Raw genomic sequence first — 17,933 nt, 5'->3', positions numbered from 1 at the left:
CCGACCCCGCAAGCACAAAGAAAAAGCCGGCGATGCCGGCTTTATTCGTGGGACCTTCCGCGAGGGCGCGCGCGCGTGGCGCACTCAGTGCAGCGTGCGGCTGCTGTCGCCTTCGTCGTCCTCATCTTCGTCCACGACTTCGATGCCCGAGGCGCCATGCGCGTGGCCGTGCTGTACTTCGTCGCCGGTGGCTTCGCGGACTTCCGCTACCTGCAGCCAGAAACGCAGCGCCATGCCGGCCAGCGGGTGGTTGCCATCCAGCACCACCTTGTCTTCGGCCACATCGGTCACGGTGTAGATGATCGAGTCTTCGTCGTCGCCGTCCTCAGGCACGCCTTCGAACTGCATGCCGACTTCCAGCGGCTCGGGGAAACGGTCGCGCGGCTCTACCTTGACCATATCGGCGTCGTAATCGCCGAAGGCTTCCTCGGGCTCGAGCTGCAACTGGGTCTCAAAGCCGGCTTCATGGCCTTCGAGCGCTTCCTCGATCTTGGGGAACGTGCCATCATATCCGCCGTGCAAGTAAACCATCGGCTCATCCGACTCCTCGATCAGATTGCCCTGCGCATCCGACAGCTTGTACACCACGGATACCACCGTGTTCTTAGCGATTTTCAATTCTTGACTCCATGAACGATTCCGCATTATACGCGCAGGCCTTGCCCCCCGGCCCCGTCGATCCTGACGCGCCGCTCACCCTCCTGGGTGGCATGACGCCAGCTGCTTTCATGCGCGATATCTGGCACCGCAAACCCCTGCTGATTCGACAAGCCGTACCGGGAATCGTGCCGCCGGTATCGCGCGAGTCGCTTTTCCAACTGGCCGACCGTGACGATGTCGAGTCGCGCCTGGTGTCGCACTTTCGCAACCGCTGGAAGCTCGAACAAGGTCCCTTCGCCGCCGATAACCTGCCCTCTCTGAAAGCCCGTCAATGGTCGCTGCTGGTGCAGGGCGTTAACCTCCACGATAGTGCAGCCGCGGACTTGCTGGGGCAATTCCGTTTCGTCCCGGATGCGCGCCTGGACGACCTGATGGTCAGCTACGCCACCGACGGCGGCGGCGTGGGCCCGCACTTCGATTCCTACGACGTTTTTCTGTTGCAAGTATCGGGCCGGCGCCGCTGGCGCATCTCGTCCCAGACCAAGCTCGACCTGGTCCCGGACCTGCCGCTCAAGATCCTGGCGGACTTCACGGCCGAGGAAGAATGGGTGCTGGAGCCCGGCGATATGCTTTACCTGCCACCTCAGTACGCCCACGACGGCGTGGCCGACGGCGAGTGCATGACGTATTCGATCGGTTTTCGCGCACCGGCCTACCGCGAACTGGCGGGGCACTTCCTGGCCTGGCTATCGGAAACGGTCGAGGACAACGAGGATTTGAGCGGGCGCTACGCGGATGCCGGTGAGCCGGCAACGGCACATCCGGCTCAACTGCCGGCCCAGATGGTGCGCGCGGTGACCGAGAAACTGAGTGCCCTCCGTTGGTCGGGTAGCATGGTCTCGGAGTTTCTGGGCACGCATCTCTCCGAGCCCAAGCCAAGCGTGGAGTTTGCGGAAATATCCGAAATCACGCTGAAGAAATACAACAAACTCGCCCTGTCTCACGGCGTCGTGCTTGCGCCGGGATCGATTGCGTTGTATGACCGCACCCATTTCTTTATCAATGGCGAAGCTTACGAGCCGCCTTCGGCGCTGGCGCGCTGGCTGCGCCTGCTGGCGGACCAGCGCTGCCTGAGCGCCGCAGAAGTGGCTGCCTGCGCGGATCTGCCGGATCTGATGGAGACTTTCCATCACTGGGCGCTGGAGGGCTGGCTGCAATTCGGACCCGCTTCGCTGTAATAATCCGTAACAACGAAAAACAGGAAAAGACAGCGCTACACAAGCCGGGAAAACGCGGATATAATCACCGGCTGGCTAGTACTGTGTACCACTGCATTTGTCGGCACCCGGGAGAGCCTCTATTTTGCAGTTCAAGAGCGATAATTACCGGTAATTATTCATCGCCTGTTTTTCTGTTATTAAAGTTAAAGGACGAACAATGAAGAAGTCTCTCCTGATCGCATCGCTGCTCGCCGCCGTTGCTCTCGCCGCTTGCGGCAAGAAAGAAGAAGCCGCTGCTCCGGCACCGGAAGCTTCGGCTCCGGCTGCTGCCGCTCCGGCTGAAGCATCGGCTCCGGCTGCTGCTCCCGCTGCTGACGCATCGGCTCCGGCTGCTGCCGCTGACGCATCGGCACCGGCTGCTGACGCATCGGCTCCGGCTGCTAAGCAGTAATCGGTCTCGACCGATAAAAAAGCCGACCTTCGGGTCGGCTTTTTTACGTCTGTCGCTTTTACGTCTGCAGGCTTCGCCCGCGGATTGTCCGCCCCGCCTCAGGCCCTGACCGGCTGCCAGCCCAGTCCTTCGTGCTGGTCCGCCACCAGGATTTCGTCTGAGGACACGCCCAGCACCGTGGCCAATGCCTGGGTGGCCAGCTCCCGGGTGTTGTTCTGCTGGCTCAGGTGCGCGGCCACCACGCGCTGCAGCCCCGCATGCGCCACTCGCTCCAGGATACCGGCCGCCACTTCATTGGCAAGGTGGCCAAAATCGCCGCCAATGCGCTGCTTCAGCGAATACGGGTAGGCGGAATTGCGCAGCATCTCCCGATCGTGGTTACATTCCAGCACCAGGGCATGCACCCCCGCCAGCCGCGCGGTGACGTAAGGCGTCTCCATGCCGGCATCGGTCAGCACGCCCAGGCGGGCGTCGCCGTCACTTAGCACGAACTGCAACGGCTCACGCGCATCGTGCGGCACGGTGTATGGGAGGATGTGGAGGTTGCCGATCACCAACGGATGGTCGGCACCACACACGCGCACGTCGGCCTTGTCCGCCCCGCGCATGTGCGAGGTGGCAAGCCAGGTGCCATGGCTGGTATGTACCGGCAGGTCGTGACGGGAAGCAAAGGCGTAGGCCGAGCCGACATGATCGCCGTGCTCGTGGGTAACCAGCACGGCATCGAGCTGATCCGGCGTGACGCCGAGCCGCTCCAGCCGCCGCGCGGTTTCGCGAATGCCGAAGCCGCAATCGAGCAACACCCTGGTCGTGGTGGTGCCCTCTTGCGACTCGATCAACAGGGAATTGCCCTCGCTGCCGCTACCGAGGAAGGCAAAGCGCATCATGCGCCTGCCTCCCCTGGCAGCCCGGCGAGCCACCTCGCGGCCGGGCGCCGCGGGGTGGTTTGCGTGACCCGCATGCCGGTCAGCGCAGTTGCTCGTCGAGCAGCGAAAGAATGCGTTTGCCGACTTCGGTGCCTTCCGGCTGGCCCGCGTCGTTCTGCACCGTCACGATCGTGCCGGTGCCATCACCCTTCAGTGCCACGCGATACTTCTTCGCCTTCTTGCTGTCCTCGGTGCCGGTCTTGGTGAACAGCTTGGAGAAGAAACCGCGATTGTCCACGGTGTCGCGCGGGTCGACATAGCGCACGTAGTACAGGCCTTGCGCACGGTCCCGGTCTTCCACCGTAAAGTTCACGCGGTCCAGCGCCAGGCCGACCGAGCGCCAGGCACGGTCGAACGGCTCGGACAACTGCAGTGCCTGGCTGCCATTGACCTGGGTCAGGTTGGCATTGGCGCTAGGCGCTGCACCCTTTGCGGCAGTGGCACCCGCAGCGGCGGCGGCCGGCGAAGCGGGATTCTTGGCCATGCGGTCAGCCTGCTCCTTCTGCACGCCCAGGCGCTGCGCGAAGCGCGAAAGGAATTCGGCCTCCAGCTCAGGATCGGAGGGGCGCGGCGTCCAGGTCGTGGTCGACTTGTCGAGGCCGGTCAGTTGCTCCTGCGCACCACGGTGGCTGATGAAGACTTCCAGGTTGCCGTTCTGCGAGCGCTCCAGGCGCGTACGGAACTTGTCGCGCTCGGATGTCGAGTACAGCCCGTCGAAGACCTTGCCGATCGTGTTGCGGATGAAATCCTGCGGGATCTTGGCGCGGTTCTCGGCCCAGTCAGTTTCCATGATGCCGGTCTCTGGCGAGTCCTGCACCAGCAGGAAACCGCTCTCCTGCCAGAATTCACGCATCGACTGCCACAGCTTGTCCGCCGGCATGCCGTTGCTGATCACCAGCCAGCGCTGGTTGCCGTCGCGCTCCATGCGGATGCCTTGCGTGGAGGGCAGCACGTTCTCGGTGCCCACCTGCTGCTGCACGACCTTGTTCGACTGGTTGTAGGTCGACAAGGTGGACGTGCCGTTCTGGTCCGGCACGGAGTAGCGGCGGTCGCCTTCGATCTTGGTCAGGTCCGGCGGCACGTCCAGCGTGGAGGTGCGCTTGGCGGCGGACTTGTAGTCGATCTTGTCGGGCGCCATCGCGTCGTTGATGCTGCTGCAACCGGACAACGCGCTTGCCACTAGCACGGGCAAGACCAGGGCGGCACGGCCAACTTGCGTTGCACCGTGGCGGTTAAGCTTGAGTTTCATTGACACGCAATCCTAGTTGAGGGATGACGGCAAAACACCGTGCGATCAGCCGAGCAGGCCGGCCGCCGACAGCGCCTTGCGCACCACATCGTGGTATTCCGGTGACAGCGGAGTAAGCGGGAGGCGGATGCCACCCTGCATTCTGCCCATTTGCTGGAGCGCCCACTTGACGGGAATCGGGTTGGCCTCGACGAACATCGCCTTGTTCAGCGCAACCAGTTCCATATGGATGCGACGCGCGGTAATCGCGTCGCCCTTCAGGGCAGCCACGCACAATTCGTGCATCTTGCGCGGCGCCACGTTGGCCGTGACGGAGATATTGCCATGGCCGCCCAGCAGCATCAGGGCAATCGCCGTGGGATCGTCGCCACTGTAGATGGAGAAGCCCTGCGGCGCATCCTTGATCAGTTGCGCGGCACGGTCGATATTGCCGGTCGCTTCCTTGACACCGATGATGCCCGGCACCTGCGCCAGGCGCAGGATGGTGTCGTTCTGCATGTCGGCCACGGTACGGCCCGGCACGTTGTACAGCACGACAGGCAGCTCCACCGCTTCCGCGATCGTGCGGAAATGGCGATACATGCCTTCCTGGGTGGGCTTGTTGTAGTAGGGCACCACCTGCAGCGACGCATCGGCGCCGACCTGCTTGGCAAACGCGGTCAGCTCGATCGCTTCCTTGGTCGAGTTGCCGCCGGTGCCGGCAATGATCGGGATGCGCTTGTCGGCCTGCTCCACGGCGACGCGGATCAGCTCGCAATGCTCATCCACGTTCACCGTGGGCGACTCGCCGGTGGTGCCGACGATCACGATGCCATCGGTGCCCTCGGCCACGTGCCAGTCGACCAGGGCGCGCAGCGCGGGGAAATCCAGGCTGCCATCTTCCTGCATCGGCGTCACGATTGCGACGATGCTGCCGTTAATCTGTGTCATAACGTTTGAGAATTCGAGAAACGAATACCGCGATTGTACCGGATACCCAAGGCCTTCCGACCGCACCTTCGACCGGGGAAAACCCAAGGCAGTTCAACGCGTGAAGCCCAGGTCTCGCCGACCGGGCACGCAAATAACCGGGGCCGCACTTCAGCCCGGCAAAGGATACCGCGGCGGCGCTCCGCCGCCCGTTTTGCCCATATCTTCGCGAATCGCGCAAATACGCTGTACAAAGGCAGCTTTAGGCACTTCCAACACACCATCTTCGTAAGCAATCACCCGCAAGATGCCGTGCACGGCATCCAGCAACTCGCCTGGCTGCAACAGGAAATCCGGGTTCGAAGGCTTGCCCACGGTCTCGTTGCCAACCGCGAAGGTTTCGTAAAGAAACACGCCGCCCGGCGCCAGCGCGGCGAACAAATGCGCCCAAAGCGGCCTGTGCAGGTAATTGGTGACCACGATCGCGTCGAAGCCCGGCTCATCCGCCAGCGGCCACGTGCCCTGCTCCAGGTCAGCTGCGCGCGTGGCGACGCCTTCGGGCAAAGCCGCCAGCGCGGCCAATGCCGTCGCATCGCGATCGACGCCCAGCACCGCATGGCCCCGGCGCGCGAGCCAGATGGCATGCCGGCCATTGCCGCAGGCCAGGTCGAGCACGCGGCCGCCCGGGCGCACCAGATGCGCCCAACGCGCCACCCACGGCGACGGTGCACCCAGCGGCGCGTGGGGGATGCCCGCCGCCGTGCTCACCGGTACCCCAGGCCCATGGCGGCGCGCACATCGCGCATCGTCTCGCGCGCCACCTGGCTGGCCTGGTCGCAGCCGTGGTCGACAATGGCGCGCAGCAGCGCGGGATCGTCCATGTATTTTTGCGCCCGCTCCAGCATGGGCTGCTGTTCGCGCAGGATGCCCTCGATCACCGGCTGCTTGCATTCGATGCAGCCGATGCCAGCGCTGCGGCAGCCCTTCTCGACCCACTCGCGGGTGGGCGCGTCGGTATAGACCTGGTGCAGTTGCCACACCGGGCACCGCGCCGGGTCGCCGGCATCGGTGCGGCGCACGCGTGCCGGATCGGTCGGCATGGTACGTACCTTCTTCTCCACCGACGCCTTGTCCTCGCGCATGCGGATGGTGTTGCCATAGGACTTCGACATCTTCTGGCCGTCCAGCCCGGGCATGCGCGACGCCGCGGTCAGCAGCGCCTGCGGCTCGACCAGGATGGTCTTGCGCGAGCCGCCGAGGTAGCCCAGCAGCAACTCGCGGTCTTCGGCGGCCAGGCTCTGCGACTGGGCCACCAGCGCGCCGCCCTCCTCGAGCGCCTCTGCCTTGCCCTGCTCCTGATAGGCGCGGCGCAGCTCCAGATAAGCCTTGGTGCGCTTGCCGCCCAGCTTTTTGGCGCTTTCCTGCGCCTGCGCCTCGAAGTCCGGCTGGCGCCCGTACAGATAGTTGAAGCGGCGCGCGATCTCGCGCGTGATCTCCACGTGCGGCACCTGGTCCTCGCCCACCGGCACGCGGCCGGCACGGTAGATCAGGATGTCGGCGGCCTGCAGCAGCGGATAGCCGAGAAAGCCGTAGGTGGAGAGATCCTTGTCCTTGAGCTTCTCGATCTGGTCCTTGTAGGTCGGCACCCGCTCCAGCCAGCCCAGCGGCGTGCCCATCGACAGCAGCAGGAACAGCTCGGCATGCTCGGGCACGCGGCTCTGGATGAACAGCGTGGCGCGCTCGGGATCGACACCGGCGGCGAGCCAGTCGATCAGCATCTCCCACACGGATTCGCCGATCACCTCCGGCGATTCATAGTGCGTGGTGAGCGCATGCCAGTCTGCCACGAAGAAGAAACAGGGATATTCGGCCTGGAGCTGGACCCAGTTCTTGAGTACGCCGTGATAGTGGCCCAGGTGCAGCGCGCCGGTAGGCCGCATGCCGGAAAGAACGCGATCGGGAAACATGTCTATCTGTATTTGTGGGAATCGGTGCAGGTACGGGTACGCGTATTCGAGGTCTGCGCCAGCATGGGCGCCGGCGCCGCGGCTTACTGCACCAGCGCCAGGATGGGCTGCAGCATCAGCAACACCAGGCTCCTGAGCGCCCCCATCACCGGCTGCATCCACACTTTGGTGATCACGCCAGCCGCCACCAGCGCCAGCACCACGAAGATGCCATAGGGCTCGATGCGCGACACCGCATGCGCGATCCGCTGCGGCAACAACGCGGTCAGGACGCGGCCGCCGTCGAGCGGCGGCACGGGGAACAGGTTAAACGCAGCCATCACCAGGTTGACCAGCACGCCGGCCTGCGCCATCTGGGTGAAGAACGGCTCCTGCACCCTGGCCACCACCAGGCCAACCGCCACCAGCGCCCACAGGAAGGCCTGCAGCACATTGCTGCCCGGGCCAGCCAGCGCCACCCACATGCCATGCCAGCGCGGATTGCGCAGGTGGTCGAAGGCGACCGGCACCGGCTTGGCGTAGCCGAAGACAAACTGCCCGCTGGTCATGAAATAGAGCAGCAGCGGCACCGCGATGGTGCCGATGGGATCGATATGGCGCGCCGGGTTCAGGCTGACGCGGCCCATCGAATAGGCGGTATTGTCGCCAAACATCTTGGCCACATAGCCGTGCGCGGCTTCATGCAGCGTGATGGCAAACAGGACCGGCAGGGCGTAGACCGCTAGGGTCTGAATCAGAGAGGAATCCATGGGTCACTATTGTACCGGGGCTGCGGCAAAGCGACTGTTCGGTGGCAATCACAGTCCAAAACGCTCGATATCGCCGCGACCTTGGCGCACCAGCTCGGGCTCGCCGGCGGTCAGGTCGATCACCGTGGTTGGCTGCGCGGGCGCGGCGCCGCCGCAGATCACCAGTTCCAGCTGTTTTTCCAGCCGGGCGCGGATCACCTCCGGCTCGTTGAGCGGGGCTTCGTCGCCCGGCAGCTGCAGGGTAGCCGAAATCAGCGGCTCACCCACTTCGGCCAGCAGCGCCAGCGGAATGGGATGGTCGGGCACCCGCACGCCAATGGTCTTGCGGGCGGGATGCGAGAGCCGGCGCGGCACTTCCTTGGTGGCCTCGAGGATAAAGACGTAGGGCCCGGGCGTGGCGCCCTTGAGCCAGCGGTACTGCCGGTTGTCAACCCGCGCGAAGTTGCCAAGCTCCGACAAATCGCTGCACATCAGGGTCAGATGGTGCTTGTCGTCGATCCCGCGCAAGCGGCGCAGCCGCTCCACCGCAGCCTTGTCGTCGAGCCGGCAGGCCAATGCGTAGCTGGAGTCGGTGGGCAAGGCAATCAGCCCGCCCTGCCCGATGATCTGCGCGGCCTGCTTGATCAGGCGGGATTGCGGGTTGAGCGGATGGATCTCGAAGTATTGGGACATGTGCGGGCCTGGGGCGACCGGCCGCGGGATGGGCGCAAACGCCGCGCGCATGCCTGGCCAGTTCTGCGATGGGGAGAAGCGAAGGGAACGCATGGCGGGTTCGGGAGGGCCGGGCGCGGGACGGCCGTTGGCCGGCGCGGCTTACCAGTCATGCCAGACCGGGGTGACGGACGACGGCAGCGGCGGGAGCGAGCCCAGCTCGATCCGTCCCTCGCCCGGCCCGTGGAAGTCCGAGCCGCGCGAGCCCAGCAGGCCATAGTGATGCGCGACATTGGCATATTGGCGGTACTGTTCCGGCGTATGGCTGCCGGTGACCACCTCGACCGCGGCCCCGCCGAGCTGCTTGAACTCGTCAAACAGCGCATCGTGCTGGAGTTGCGTGTAGTTGTAGCGGCCCGGGTGCGCCATCACCGGAATGCCGCCGGCGGCCTGGATCCAGCCCACCGCATCGGCCAGTTTGGCCCAGCGGTGCCCGACGTAGCCCGGGCAACCTTCGCCGAGGTAGTCGTCAAACACTTCGCTGATGGTCTTGCACCGCCCTTCTTCCACCAGCCAGCGCGCGAAATGGGTGCGCGAGATCAGGTCGGGATTGCCGACGTGGCGCAGCGCGCCCTCATAGGCGCCCTCGATGCCGATCGCGGCCAGCGCTTCGCCAATGTCCTGCGCCCTGGCGGCCCGCCCGGAGCGCGTGGCTGCCAGGCCATTGACCAGTACCTGGCTGTCGGGGTCGATCTGCAAGCCAACGATATGCACGGTCTGCCCGGCCCACGTCACCGAGATCTCCACCCCGGGCACGTAGCGCATGCCGAGCGCCTCGGCCGCGGCCCGCGCCCTGGCCTGGCCCTTGACCTCGTCATGGTCCGTCAGCGCCCAGAACGCCACGCCGCCGGCATGCGCGCGCGCGGCCACGTCCTCGGGGGACAACATGCCGTCGGACACCGTGGAATGGCAATGCAGATCTGCGTTGATTGCGTGTGAATTTTGCATGCGTCTATTCTACTCTCGCGATAATTCCGCGTTAATCCAACTTCAATCCGACTTTAATACCGTGCCAATGCGCGCCGCGTGGGCTGGCCCACACATCCGCACCGATAGCCCTGCCGCCAACGCTGGCGTAGGGGGCGGGGCCGGCCCCGCGCGGTATAGTTGGGGCCTGACGACCCTCCTGCCGGACGCCGCCACGCGCGCCGCCCGCCAAGCCATGCCGACCCGAACCCCTGCTTGCGCCACGCCTGATTCCCGCACCCCAACCGTCCCTGCCGACGTGATCCGCACCGATGTGCTGATCGTCGGTGCCGGCCCGGTCGGCCTGTTTGCCGCCTTCCAGGCTGGCGTGCTGGGGCTGAAGTGCGAGCTCATCGACGTGCTGGACCGCGCCGGCGGACAGTGCACCGAGCTCTACCCGGAAAAGCCGATCTACGACATCCCCGCGGTGCCGGGCTGCCTGGCGCAGGACCTGGTCGACCGCCTGCTCGAGCAATGCGCGCCGTTCGCCTTTCCCATGCATTTCAACGAGCGCGCCAACGGCTTGGCCGAGGTCCCGCCCGAACCTCACGCCACAGCCGGCCATGAGCACCCGCACCGCCTGCTGGTCACAACCGACACCGGCAAGCGCTTCGACGTGGCCGCGGTGCTGATCTGCGCCGGCGCTGGCGCCTTCGCCCCGCAACGCGTGGCGCTGCCCGAGGCCGCGGCGCTGGAAGACCGCCACCTGCACTACGCTGTGCGCGACACCGCGCGTTTCGCCGGCAAGCGCGTGGTGGTGGCCGGCGGCGGAGATTCCGCGCTGGACTGGGCGCTGGCGCTGCGCAAGACCGCGGCGCGCGTTACGTTGCTGCACCGCCGGGAAGGTTTTCGCGCGGCCGACGGTACGGTGGCCGAAATGCGCGCGGCCGTGGCCGCCGGCGAGATGGACTTCGTGGTAGGCATGCTGGGCGCGCTCAAGACCGAGGGTGGCTCCCTGGCCGGGGTCGACATTCGTACCCGGGAAGACACGATCAGCCTGCCTGCCGACGAACTCGTCGCGCTGTACGGCCTCGTCTCCGAGCCCGGCCCGATCGCCCAGTGGGACCTCGACATGCGCGCCGGGCGCATCGTGGTGGATACCACCACCTACGAATCGTCCCGCCGCGGCATTTTCGCCGCGGGCGACATCGCCTTCTATCCCAACAAGCAAAAGCTCATCCTCTCGGGCTTCCACGAGGCAGCCCTGGCCCTGCGGCGCGCTTATCACTATGCCTTCCCGGAAAAGGCGCTGGTCCATGTGCACACCAGCAACAACGCCACGCTCAAGGAAAAGCTGACGCACGCCTGAGCGCGACAGCCTGCACGGCCCACGGCGTCAGACGCAGAAAGACTCGACCAGCCCGGCCACCACCCGCGGCTGGTCGTGATGCAGCATATGGCCGGCGTCATCGACGATGGCCTCGCGGAAATCGCGAAACGCCTTGAAGCGCTGCTTGAACTCCGCCAGCGGCTGGTCCTTTGCAATGTGGCTGAGCGTTTGCGAATTGCGCGCTTCCACGTGCAGCACCGGCGCGGTGGCCTGCGCCCAGATCGCCATCACCTCGTCGAGCCGGTACAGCACCGGATTGACCATCTTGTGCGCGGCATCGCCCAGGATCTCCCAGCGGCCTTGCGCATTGCGCGCTGACCAGTGCTCGGCCAGGAAGGCGGCGCGGTCATCGGGCAGGCGCGGATTGGTCTTCTGCAGCCGTGCCGCCACCGCCCCCACGCTGTCATAGGAGCGCAACGGCTGGCGCTCGCGCAACTCGTCGAGCCAGCGCGCATAGCGCCCGGGTGCTTGCTCGGCGCGCGTCCCGGTCATGCCAAACCCCTCCAGGTCAACCACACGGCGCACCCGCTCCGGGCGGATGCCGGCGTAGAAACAGGCCACGTTCGCGCCCATGCTGTGCCCCACCAGGTTCACCGGCGCGTCCGGCTGGTAGTGGTCGAGCACGGCCTCGAGATCGGCAACGTAGTCGGGAAACCAGTAGGACTCGGTGCCGGGATAGCGCGTCGGCCAGTCGGTCTGGCCAAAGCCACGCCAGTCCGGGGCGATCACGTGCCAATCGCGTTCCAGCGCGTCCACCATGAACTGGAACGAGGCGGCCACGTCCATCCAGCCATGCAGCAGGAACAAGGTGGGCGCACCGGGCTCGCCCCAGTGGCGCACGTGCATATTGAGGCCGCGCAACGTGATAAATTCCGAGCGCGAGGTTTCTCTTATTGTCATGGTGTCTCCCCGGGGGCCTTTTCCCTGATCGTGGCGGACGCTTTCACCCGCGGCAACGGGGAAGCCAAAAAATAGAACGATCGTTCGTTTGCGGATTATAGCGGCAAGCCGGCCCGGCCCGCATCCCGGACGCAACCCAGGAGACCCAGCATGGCCGCACCCGCCCTGCCAGCCAGCCGGCGCGACGACTATCCCGCGCTACATTCGCAATTCCACTGGCATGTGCCCGAGTTTTTCAACCTGGCCGACGCGTGCTGCGCGCGCTGGGCGCGCGACCCGGCCACGATGGATCGCATCGCGGTCCACACCGAGCACGAAGACGGGCGCCGCGCCAGCTACAGCTATGCCTTCATCCAGGCCGAGGCCGATCGCCTCTCCCGGGCGCTGCGCACGCTGGGTGTGACGCGGGGCGACCGCGTGAGCATCGTCATGCCGCAGCGCATCGAGACGGTGATTGCGCATATGGCGATCTACCAGCTCGGCGCCATCGCCATGCCGTTGTCGATGCTGTTCGGCCCGGAAGCCCTGGCGTACCGCCTCCAGCACAGCGAGGCGTGCCTGGCGATTGCCGACGAATCCTCGATCGACAACGTGCTGGCAGCGCGCGCGGAGTGCCCGGCACTGGCCACGGTGATCGGCGTCGGTGCCGCCGTGGGCCGCGCGGAGCACGACTGGGATGCGCTGCTGGCCGCCGAGTTGCCGACGTTCACCGCGGTCGTGACCAAGGCCGACGAGGCGGCGGTGCTGATCTACACCAGCGGCACCACCGGCCCGCCCAAGGGCGCCCTGATCCCGCACCGCGCGCTGATAGGCAACCTACCCGGCTTCGTCTGTTCGCAAAACTGGTTTCCCCAAGCCGACGACGTGTTCTGGAGCCCGGCGGACTGGGCCTGGACCGGCGGGCTGTGGGATGCGCTGATGCCCACGCTGTATTTCGGCAAGACCATCGTAGGCTACCAGGGCAGGTTCTCCGCGCAAACCGCCTTCGAGCTGATGGCGCGCTATCGCGTCACCAATACCTTCCTGTTTCCCACCGCGCTCAAGCAGATGATGAAAACCTGCCCCGCGCCGAGCGAGCACTACCAGTTGCACCTGCGCGCGCTGATGAGCGCGGGCGAAGCCGTGGGGGAAACCGTGTTCGCCTGGTGCCGCGACGCGCTCGGCGTGGTCGTCAACGAAATGTTCGGCCAGACCGAGATCAACTACATCGTGGGCAACTGCACCGCGCAGAACAACGATGGCCAGCTAGGCTGGCCGGCGCGCCCGGGCTCCATGGGCAGGCCCTATCCTGGCCACCGCATCGCCGTGGTCGACGATGAAGGCAGGCCCTGCGCGGTGGGCGAGGACGGCGAGGTGGCCGTGTGCAGCACCGACGTCCACGGCCATCCCGACCCCGTGTTCTTCCTTGGCTACTGGCGCAATGAGGAGGCCACCGCCGGCAAGTACCTGGAGCACGACGGCCTGCGCTGGTGCCGCACGGGCGACCTGGCGCGCATCGACGAAGACGGCTACCTTTGGTACCAGGGGCGCGCCGATGATGTCTTCAAATCCTCCGGCTACCGCATTGGCCCGAGCGAGATCGAGAATTGCCTGCTCAAGCATCCCGCCGTGTCGAATTGCGCGGTGGTGCCCTCGCCGGACCCGGAGCGCGGCGCGGTGGTCAAGGCGTTCATCGTGCTGGTGCCATCGATCGTGCGTTCGGCGCAGGCCGACGCCGCGCTGGTCGCCGAGCTGCAGCAGCATGTGCGCGGCCAGCTTGCACCCTACGAGTATCCCAAGGCCATCGAGTTCATCGCGCAGTTGCCGATGACCACCACCGGCAAGATCCAGCGGCGCGTGCTGCGCGAGATCGAAGCCCGGCGCGCTGCGCCAGCGCACCCGTAGCACTGGCAGGCGGGCGCGGCCGCAAGGCTCTCGCCCGCCCCTGCCCCTGGCACTCAAACCCGCCCCCCAAGCCCCGCCTCCCAGCGTCCGGCCGGCACAACCTGCCGCGCGACCGACAAGCGAACGCGCGCATCGATATGCGCCGCCCTCCCGGCAGTCAAGTTTTCGCCGAATCTGACGTTAGCAAGGACATGCGGAGCGCATCGCCATGGCGCATCGCATTCGGCAGATCAGACCACACGTTCCAGTCGCGGAGGGGGCATCCATGCCAGCTCATTTTTTCCGAAGAATTTATAAGATTATTCGTATAAATGCCAATCGGAACCATTCCATTTTCGCCCTTTTAACAAGGGCAATTCCTATACCCCTGAGTAGCATCAATACGCTGGATAGCGGTGAATTCCGCAACCTGACCTAACAGATTAGTGCAAAAAAAGGGTTGGGAAAACTCGGTTTATCTTGATTGTATTTCCCAATCTCGGGAAATAAAGTTCCCAACGAGCACGCAGAAATTTCCCAATGTGCTTCAAGTTAATGACGAACAGGAGATCACGATGAGCACGTTTGCAAGCACCGGCCGCGCCGCCTCCCACCGCTTCGCGCTCCGGCTGCCGTTGGCCCTGGCGAGTGCTTTGCTTTCGGTATCCGCGTGGGCCGCGGATGGCGTGATCTACTTCCGGGGGGCCATCGTCGCGCCCCCCTGCAATACGCAAATCAGCACGAGCGGGACCGCCTCGATCAGTTGCCCGGCGAACGGCGCCCATTCCGCGGAGTCTGCCTCCCTGCCGCTGCTGCCTGGCCGGGCCGTCCAGCTGGCGACCGCGCGCGCCTTTGTCGTGCCCGTGCAATTCACGGCAGGCCCCGGTGGCGGCAACAAGCAGGGCTATGTCGTAGTGACGGAATACAACTGAGCGGCCTGTCCCTCGAGCCACGCCAGCTCATCCTCGTCGAAACCCGCCGCGCGGCGCGCCGCCAGGTTGAAGGGCGGCCGCAGGCGCGGTGCCTGGTAGCGCGCGGCCAGCTCGGCGTAGGTGGCGACGGGGTCCAGGCCACGGCAGGCGCATAGCCAGCGGTACCAGCGGTTGCCGATGGCTACGTGACCCACCTCGTCGCGCAGGATGATGTCGATGATGGCAGCGGCCTCATGATCGCCCGCGGCCGCGAGCTTGGCGCGCACCGGCGGCGAGGCATCCAGCCCGCGCGCCTCCAGCGTGCGCGGCACCAGCGCCATGCGCGCCAGCACATCGCCGGCGGTCTTGTCCGCCATCTCCCACAGGCTGTTGTGCGCCGGAAAATCGCCGTAGCGCGCATCCAGCGTGGCCAGGTGCTGCGCGAGCAGGCTGAAATGCAGCGCCTCCTCGTCGGCCACGCGCAGCCAGTCCAGGTAGAAGGCTACCGGCATCGCGTCGAATCGCCAGATGGCATCCAGCGCCAGGTTGATCGCGTTGAACTCGATATGCGCGAGCGCGTGGATCAGCGCCGCGCGGCCGGCGGGCGTATGGATGGACCGCCGCCGCTCCACCCGCTGCGGCGCCACCAGTTCGGGCAGCGGCGGCCGGCCGGGCAGCGGCAGTTCGGCCGCGATCGCCTCGCCGATGCCCAAGGCCTCCGGCGCCATGGCTTCGGCCGCCAGCCGCATCCGGCGCGTGGCCGCGGCCTTCTCGTGCGCGTCGCTCAGGCACAGGATGGCAAGCGCCTGGCGGCGCAGGGACGGCGCCGCCACGCCGGATAAAGCGCCGGGCGCGGCACCGCGATCGGGGTCAGGGGCGCCAGGAGACGCGGCATCGGGTAGGTTTGCTGGCATAAGCGTAAAATCCGGTTTGCCGCCATTGTAGGGCCCGGCAGTTGGCATCCTATGCCCGCAGGCCCGCCCACGACCCTTTAAAGCCCGGCGGCAAACCCCATATACCCATACGAACTTGTGCAGGAGACCTCATGGCGCTTTACCAGCTCGGCGACGTAGCCCCCACCATCGATCCGGATGCCTACGTGGCGCCGGAAGCCACCATCATCGGTAACGTGACGCTCAAGGCACGTGCCAGCGTGTGGCCAGGCGTGGTGATCCGAGGCGACAACGAGCCGATCGTGGTTGGCGAGTCCAGCAACGTGCAGGAAGGCACCGTGCTCCACACCGACCCCGGCTGCCCGCTGACCATCGGCGACAAGGTCTCGATCGGCCACCAGGCCATGCTGCACGGCTGCACCGTGGGCGAGGGCTCGCTGATCGGCATCCAGGCGGTGATCCTGAACCGTGCGGTGATCGGCAAGGAGTGCCTTGTCGGCGCCGGCGCCGTGGTCACCGAAGGCAAGGTGTTCCCGGACCGCTCGCTGATCCTCGGCGCGCCGGCAAAGGTGGTGCGAGAGCTCACCGAGCAGGACGTGGCCAACCTGTATCGCAATGCCGAGACCTACGCCACCCGCCAGGCCATGTACAAGACACAACTCAAACGCATCGACTAAGCGACCAAGGCGCCGCGCCAGCGGCTCCGAATTACCGACGGATCATCGTGACTGACACCACCACCCCTGACACCCTGCAGAAATTCCTGTTCGACGCGGCCCCCGTGCGCGGCGAGCTGGTACGCATGCAGGCCACCTGGCAAGAAGTGCTGCGCCGCAATCATTACCCCACCCCGGTGCGCCGGCTGCTGGGTGAAATGATGTCGGCCGCCGCCCTGCTTTCGGCCAACCTGAAGTTCAACGGCGCGCTGGTGATGCAAGTGCACGGCGATGGCCCGGTGCGCATGCTGGTGGTGGAGTGCCTGTCCGACCTGTCGATGCGAGCAACGGCCAAGCTGGCCGAAGGCGCGACGCTGGCCGACGACGCCACGCTGGCGGATCTCGTCAACGTCAGCGGCCGCGGCCGCTTTGCCATCACGCTGGACCCGCAGGACAAGCTGCCCGGGCAGCAGCCATACCAGAGCATCGTGCCGCTGGCCGACGAGCATGGCCCGATGACATCCATGACCGCCGTGCTCGAGCACTATATGCAGACGTCCGAGCAGCTCGACACGCGGCTATGGCTGGCCGCCGACGACAAGGTCGCCGCAGGCATGCTGCTGCAAAAGCTGCCCTCCTACGGCGGCACGCTGGAAGGACACGCCGAGCGTGAGCCCGCGCAAGTGGGCGAAACCGGCGCGCCGCTGGCGGACACCGCCCGCGCGCAGGACCTCGACACCTGGGACCGTGCCTGCCAGCTCGGCGCCACGCTGAAGGACGCCGAACTGCTGGCCGAGACGCCGGACACCTTGCTGCGCCGCCTGTTCTGGGAAGACCTGGAAGCCACCGGCCTGCGCGTGTTCGAGCCGCTGACGCCCCATTTCCAATGCTCGTGCTCGCGCGCCAAGGTGGCGGGCATGCTGCAGAACCTGGGCCGCGTGGAGATTGAAGACATCCTGGTGGAACGCGGCGAAGTGGAAATCCAATGCGATTTCTGCGGCCAGCAGTACCACTTCGACCCGGTCGATTGCGCGCAGCTGTTCACGCCGGTCCCCGTGGCTACCGGCGCCGGCGACGGCGCGGGCCAGCAGCACTGAGCGGCAGCGCGCGGGACAGCAATGCGAACGACGGTGCGAGCCATGATGGGAAGCGCGACGGCAGGAACCTTTCTGCCCCGCGCCGGGGTCCAAGCGTCAGCGCCCCACCAGAATCAGGGAGTCATCATGTCCGCTTTGTCCTCTCACCCGTGCGCCACGATCAGCGCCGTGCTGCTCGGCGTCGTGCTGGCCTGCGGCGGCTGCGCCCAGTTGCCGCGCGACCTCAACGGCTCGCCGCCGACTGCCCGCCTGGCGCCCAACGGCGTGCCGCCGCCGCCCGTCACCGCGGAAGACATCCAGAAGATCGGCGAGCTGAACCGCCAGGTACTGCGCGAGCAGGATGCCGCGATTGCCCGCCAGCAGCAGGCGGAAGCCATGGCGCGGGCGGCAAGCTACTATGCGTATCCCTCGCCTAGCTGGAACCTGTACTACGGCGGCTGGGGCGGTGGGCACTGGGGCGGCGGAGTCGGATTCAGCAGCCCGGGATACCGGGGCTGGGGCTACGGTGGCTATCCGTACTGGTGGTGAGCAGCGG

Annotated in this window: 19 protein-coding genes; 8 read left to right on the top strand and 11 right to left on the bottom strand. The window is 66.1% G+C overall.

Translation table 11 applies throughout. From position 1 onward, the window contains the following. Positions 1-84: 84 nt before the first annotated feature. Positions 85-618: an FKBP-type peptidyl-prolyl cis-trans isomerase gene (locus tag F7R26_RS06550; protein ID WP_043344946.1), complete on the bottom strand. Its 534-nt coding sequence runs from the start codon at positions 616-618 to the stop codon at positions 85-87. Positions 619-629: 11 nt separating this feature from the next. On the opposite strand from F7R26_RS06550, the gene F7R26_RS06545 reads away from it, so the two are divergent. Together F7R26_RS06545 and F7R26_RS40835 are read left to right on the top strand one after the other, a co-directional pair. Next, on the top strand, positions 630-1,838 hold the full coding sequence (locus F7R26_RS06545) for a cupin domain-containing protein (RefSeq protein ID WP_193692135.1): 1,209 nt from the start codon (positions 630-632) through the stop codon (positions 1,836-1,838). 199 nt (positions 1,839-2,037) lie between these two features. Next, positions 2,038-2,271, top strand: a complete 234-nt coding sequence (locus F7R26_RS40835) for a hypothetical protein (protein WP_082054812.1) — start codon at positions 2,038-2,040, stop codon at positions 2,269-2,271. Between the two features lie 98 nt (positions 2,272-2,369). On the opposite strand, the gene F7R26_RS06535 is transcribed toward F7R26_RS40835, so the two are convergent. From F7R26_RS06535 to F7R26_RS06500, 8 genes are all read right to left on the bottom strand, one after another. Then, the gene (locus tag F7R26_RS06535) at positions 2,370-3,158 is read right to left on the bottom strand and encodes an MBL fold metallo-hydrolase (RefSeq protein ID WP_150983872.1); all 789 of its coding nucleotides are present in this window, start codon (positions 3,156-3,158) and stop codon (positions 2,370-2,372) included. Between the two features lie 79 nt (positions 3,159-3,237). After that, complete coding sequence (gene bamC / locus F7R26_RS06530; protein ID WP_150983871.1) at positions 3,238-4,446, bottom strand: outer membrane protein assembly factor BamC; 1,209 nt, start codon at positions 4,444-4,446, stop codon at positions 3,238-3,240. A 45-nt stretch (positions 4,447-4,491) separates the two neighbouring features. Beyond that, positions 4,492-5,376 carry a 4-hydroxy-tetrahydrodipicolinate synthase gene (dapA, locus tag F7R26_RS06525; protein ID WP_150983870.1) on the bottom strand — a complete coding sequence of 295 codons (885 nt, stop codon included), beginning with the start codon at positions 5,374-5,376 and terminating at the stop codon, positions 4,492-4,494. A gap of 150 nt (positions 5,377-5,526) precedes the next feature. After that, entirely contained in the window at positions 5,527-6,123 is a 597-nt protein-coding gene (locus F7R26_RS06520; protein ID WP_150983869.1) for a class I SAM-dependent methyltransferase, read from the bottom strand. Beyond that, complete coding sequence (locus F7R26_RS06515; RefSeq protein ID WP_150983868.1) at positions 6,120-7,322, bottom strand: tryptophan--tRNA ligase; 1,203 nt, start codon at positions 7,320-7,322, stop codon at positions 6,120-6,122. Before F7R26_RS06515 ends, F7R26_RS06520 begins: the two co-directional genes overlap by 4 nt. An 83-nt stretch (positions 7,323-7,405) precedes the next feature. Then, a complete protein-coding gene (locus tag F7R26_RS06510) occupies positions 7,406-8,071 on the bottom strand; it encodes a site-2 protease family protein (protein WP_150983867.1) in 666 nt (221 codons plus the stop codon). A gap of 48 nt (positions 8,072-8,119) precedes the next feature. Beyond that, positions 8,120-8,743 carry an L-threonylcarbamoyladenylate synthase gene (locus F7R26_RS06505; RefSeq protein WP_150983866.1) on the bottom strand — a complete coding sequence of 208 codons (624 nt, stop codon included), beginning with the start codon at positions 8,741-8,743 and terminating at the stop codon, positions 8,120-8,122. 141 nt (positions 8,744-8,884) lie between these two features. Continuing rightward, positions 8,885-9,730 (bottom strand): 3',5'-nucleoside bisphosphate phosphatase, encoded by an 846-nt coding sequence (locus F7R26_RS06500; protein ID WP_150983865.1) that lies wholly within the window; start codon positions 9,728-9,730, stop codon positions 8,885-8,887. 214 nt (positions 9,731-9,944) lie between these two features. On the opposite strand from F7R26_RS06500, the gene F7R26_RS06495 reads away from it, so the two are divergent. Beyond that, the gene (locus tag F7R26_RS06495) at positions 9,945-11,057 is read left to right on the top strand and encodes an NAD(P)/FAD-dependent oxidoreductase (RefSeq protein WP_241754440.1); all 1,113 of its coding nucleotides are present in this window, start codon (positions 9,945-9,947) and stop codon (positions 11,055-11,057) included. Positions 11,058-11,084: 27 nt separating this feature from the next. Here the strand turns inward: F7R26_RS06495 and F7R26_RS06490 are convergent, their stop codons facing one another. Next, complete coding sequence (locus F7R26_RS06490; RefSeq protein WP_150983864.1) at positions 11,085-11,978, bottom strand: alpha/beta fold hydrolase; 894 nt, start codon at positions 11,976-11,978, stop codon at positions 11,085-11,087. A 150-nt stretch (positions 11,979-12,128) separates the two neighbouring features. Here F7R26_RS06490 and F7R26_RS06485 point away from each other — a divergent pair, with 150 nt between their 5' ends. Both F7R26_RS06485 and F7R26_RS06480 read left to right on the top strand, forming a co-directional pair. After that, complete coding sequence (locus tag F7R26_RS06485; protein ID WP_150983863.1) at positions 12,129-13,862, top strand: acyl-CoA synthetase; 1,734 nt, start codon at positions 12,129-12,131, stop codon at positions 13,860-13,862. 554 nt (positions 13,863-14,416) lie between these two features. Next, positions 14,417-14,773, top strand: a complete 357-nt coding sequence (locus F7R26_RS06480) for a hypothetical protein (RefSeq protein WP_150983862.1) — start codon at positions 14,417-14,419, stop codon at positions 14,771-14,773. Here F7R26_RS06480 and F7R26_RS06475 read toward each other — a convergent pair. Further along, positions 14,746-15,666: a ferritin-like domain-containing protein gene (locus tag F7R26_RS06475; RefSeq protein WP_241754439.1), complete on the bottom strand. Its 921-nt coding sequence runs from the start codon at positions 15,664-15,666 to the stop codon at positions 14,746-14,748. The genes F7R26_RS06480 and F7R26_RS06475 overlap by 28 nt on opposite strands. Before the next feature lie 131 nt (positions 15,667-15,797). Between F7R26_RS06475 and F7R26_RS06470 the strand changes: the two genes are divergently transcribed. From F7R26_RS06470 to F7R26_RS06460, 3 genes are all read left to right on the top strand, one after another. Continuing rightward, positions 15,798-16,322 (top strand): gamma carbonic anhydrase family protein, encoded by a 525-nt coding sequence (locus F7R26_RS06470; RefSeq protein WP_006160208.1) that lies wholly within the window; start codon positions 15,798-15,800, stop codon positions 16,320-16,322. 47 nt (positions 16,323-16,369) lie between these two features. Further along, positions 16,370-17,398, top strand: coding sequence for an Hsp33 family molecular chaperone HslO (gene hslO / locus F7R26_RS06465; protein WP_150983861.1), 1,029 nt, complete (start codon positions 16,370-16,372; stop codon positions 17,396-17,398). A 126-nt stretch (positions 17,399-17,524) separates the two neighbouring features. After that, positions 17,525-17,926: a hypothetical protein gene (locus tag F7R26_RS06460; RefSeq protein ID WP_150983860.1), complete on the top strand. Its 402-nt coding sequence runs from the start codon at positions 17,525-17,527 to the stop codon at positions 17,924-17,926. Positions 17,927-17,933 lie beyond the last annotated feature (7 nt).

Source organism: Cupriavidus basilensis, from assembly GCF_008801925.2.
Taxonomy (GTDB): domain Bacteria; phylum Pseudomonadota; class Gammaproteobacteria; order Burkholderiales; family Burkholderiaceae; genus Cupriavidus; species Cupriavidus basilensis.
The sequence above is the reverse complement of the archived record's forward strand: the minus strand, read 5'-3'. Positions and strand labels throughout refer to the sequence as shown.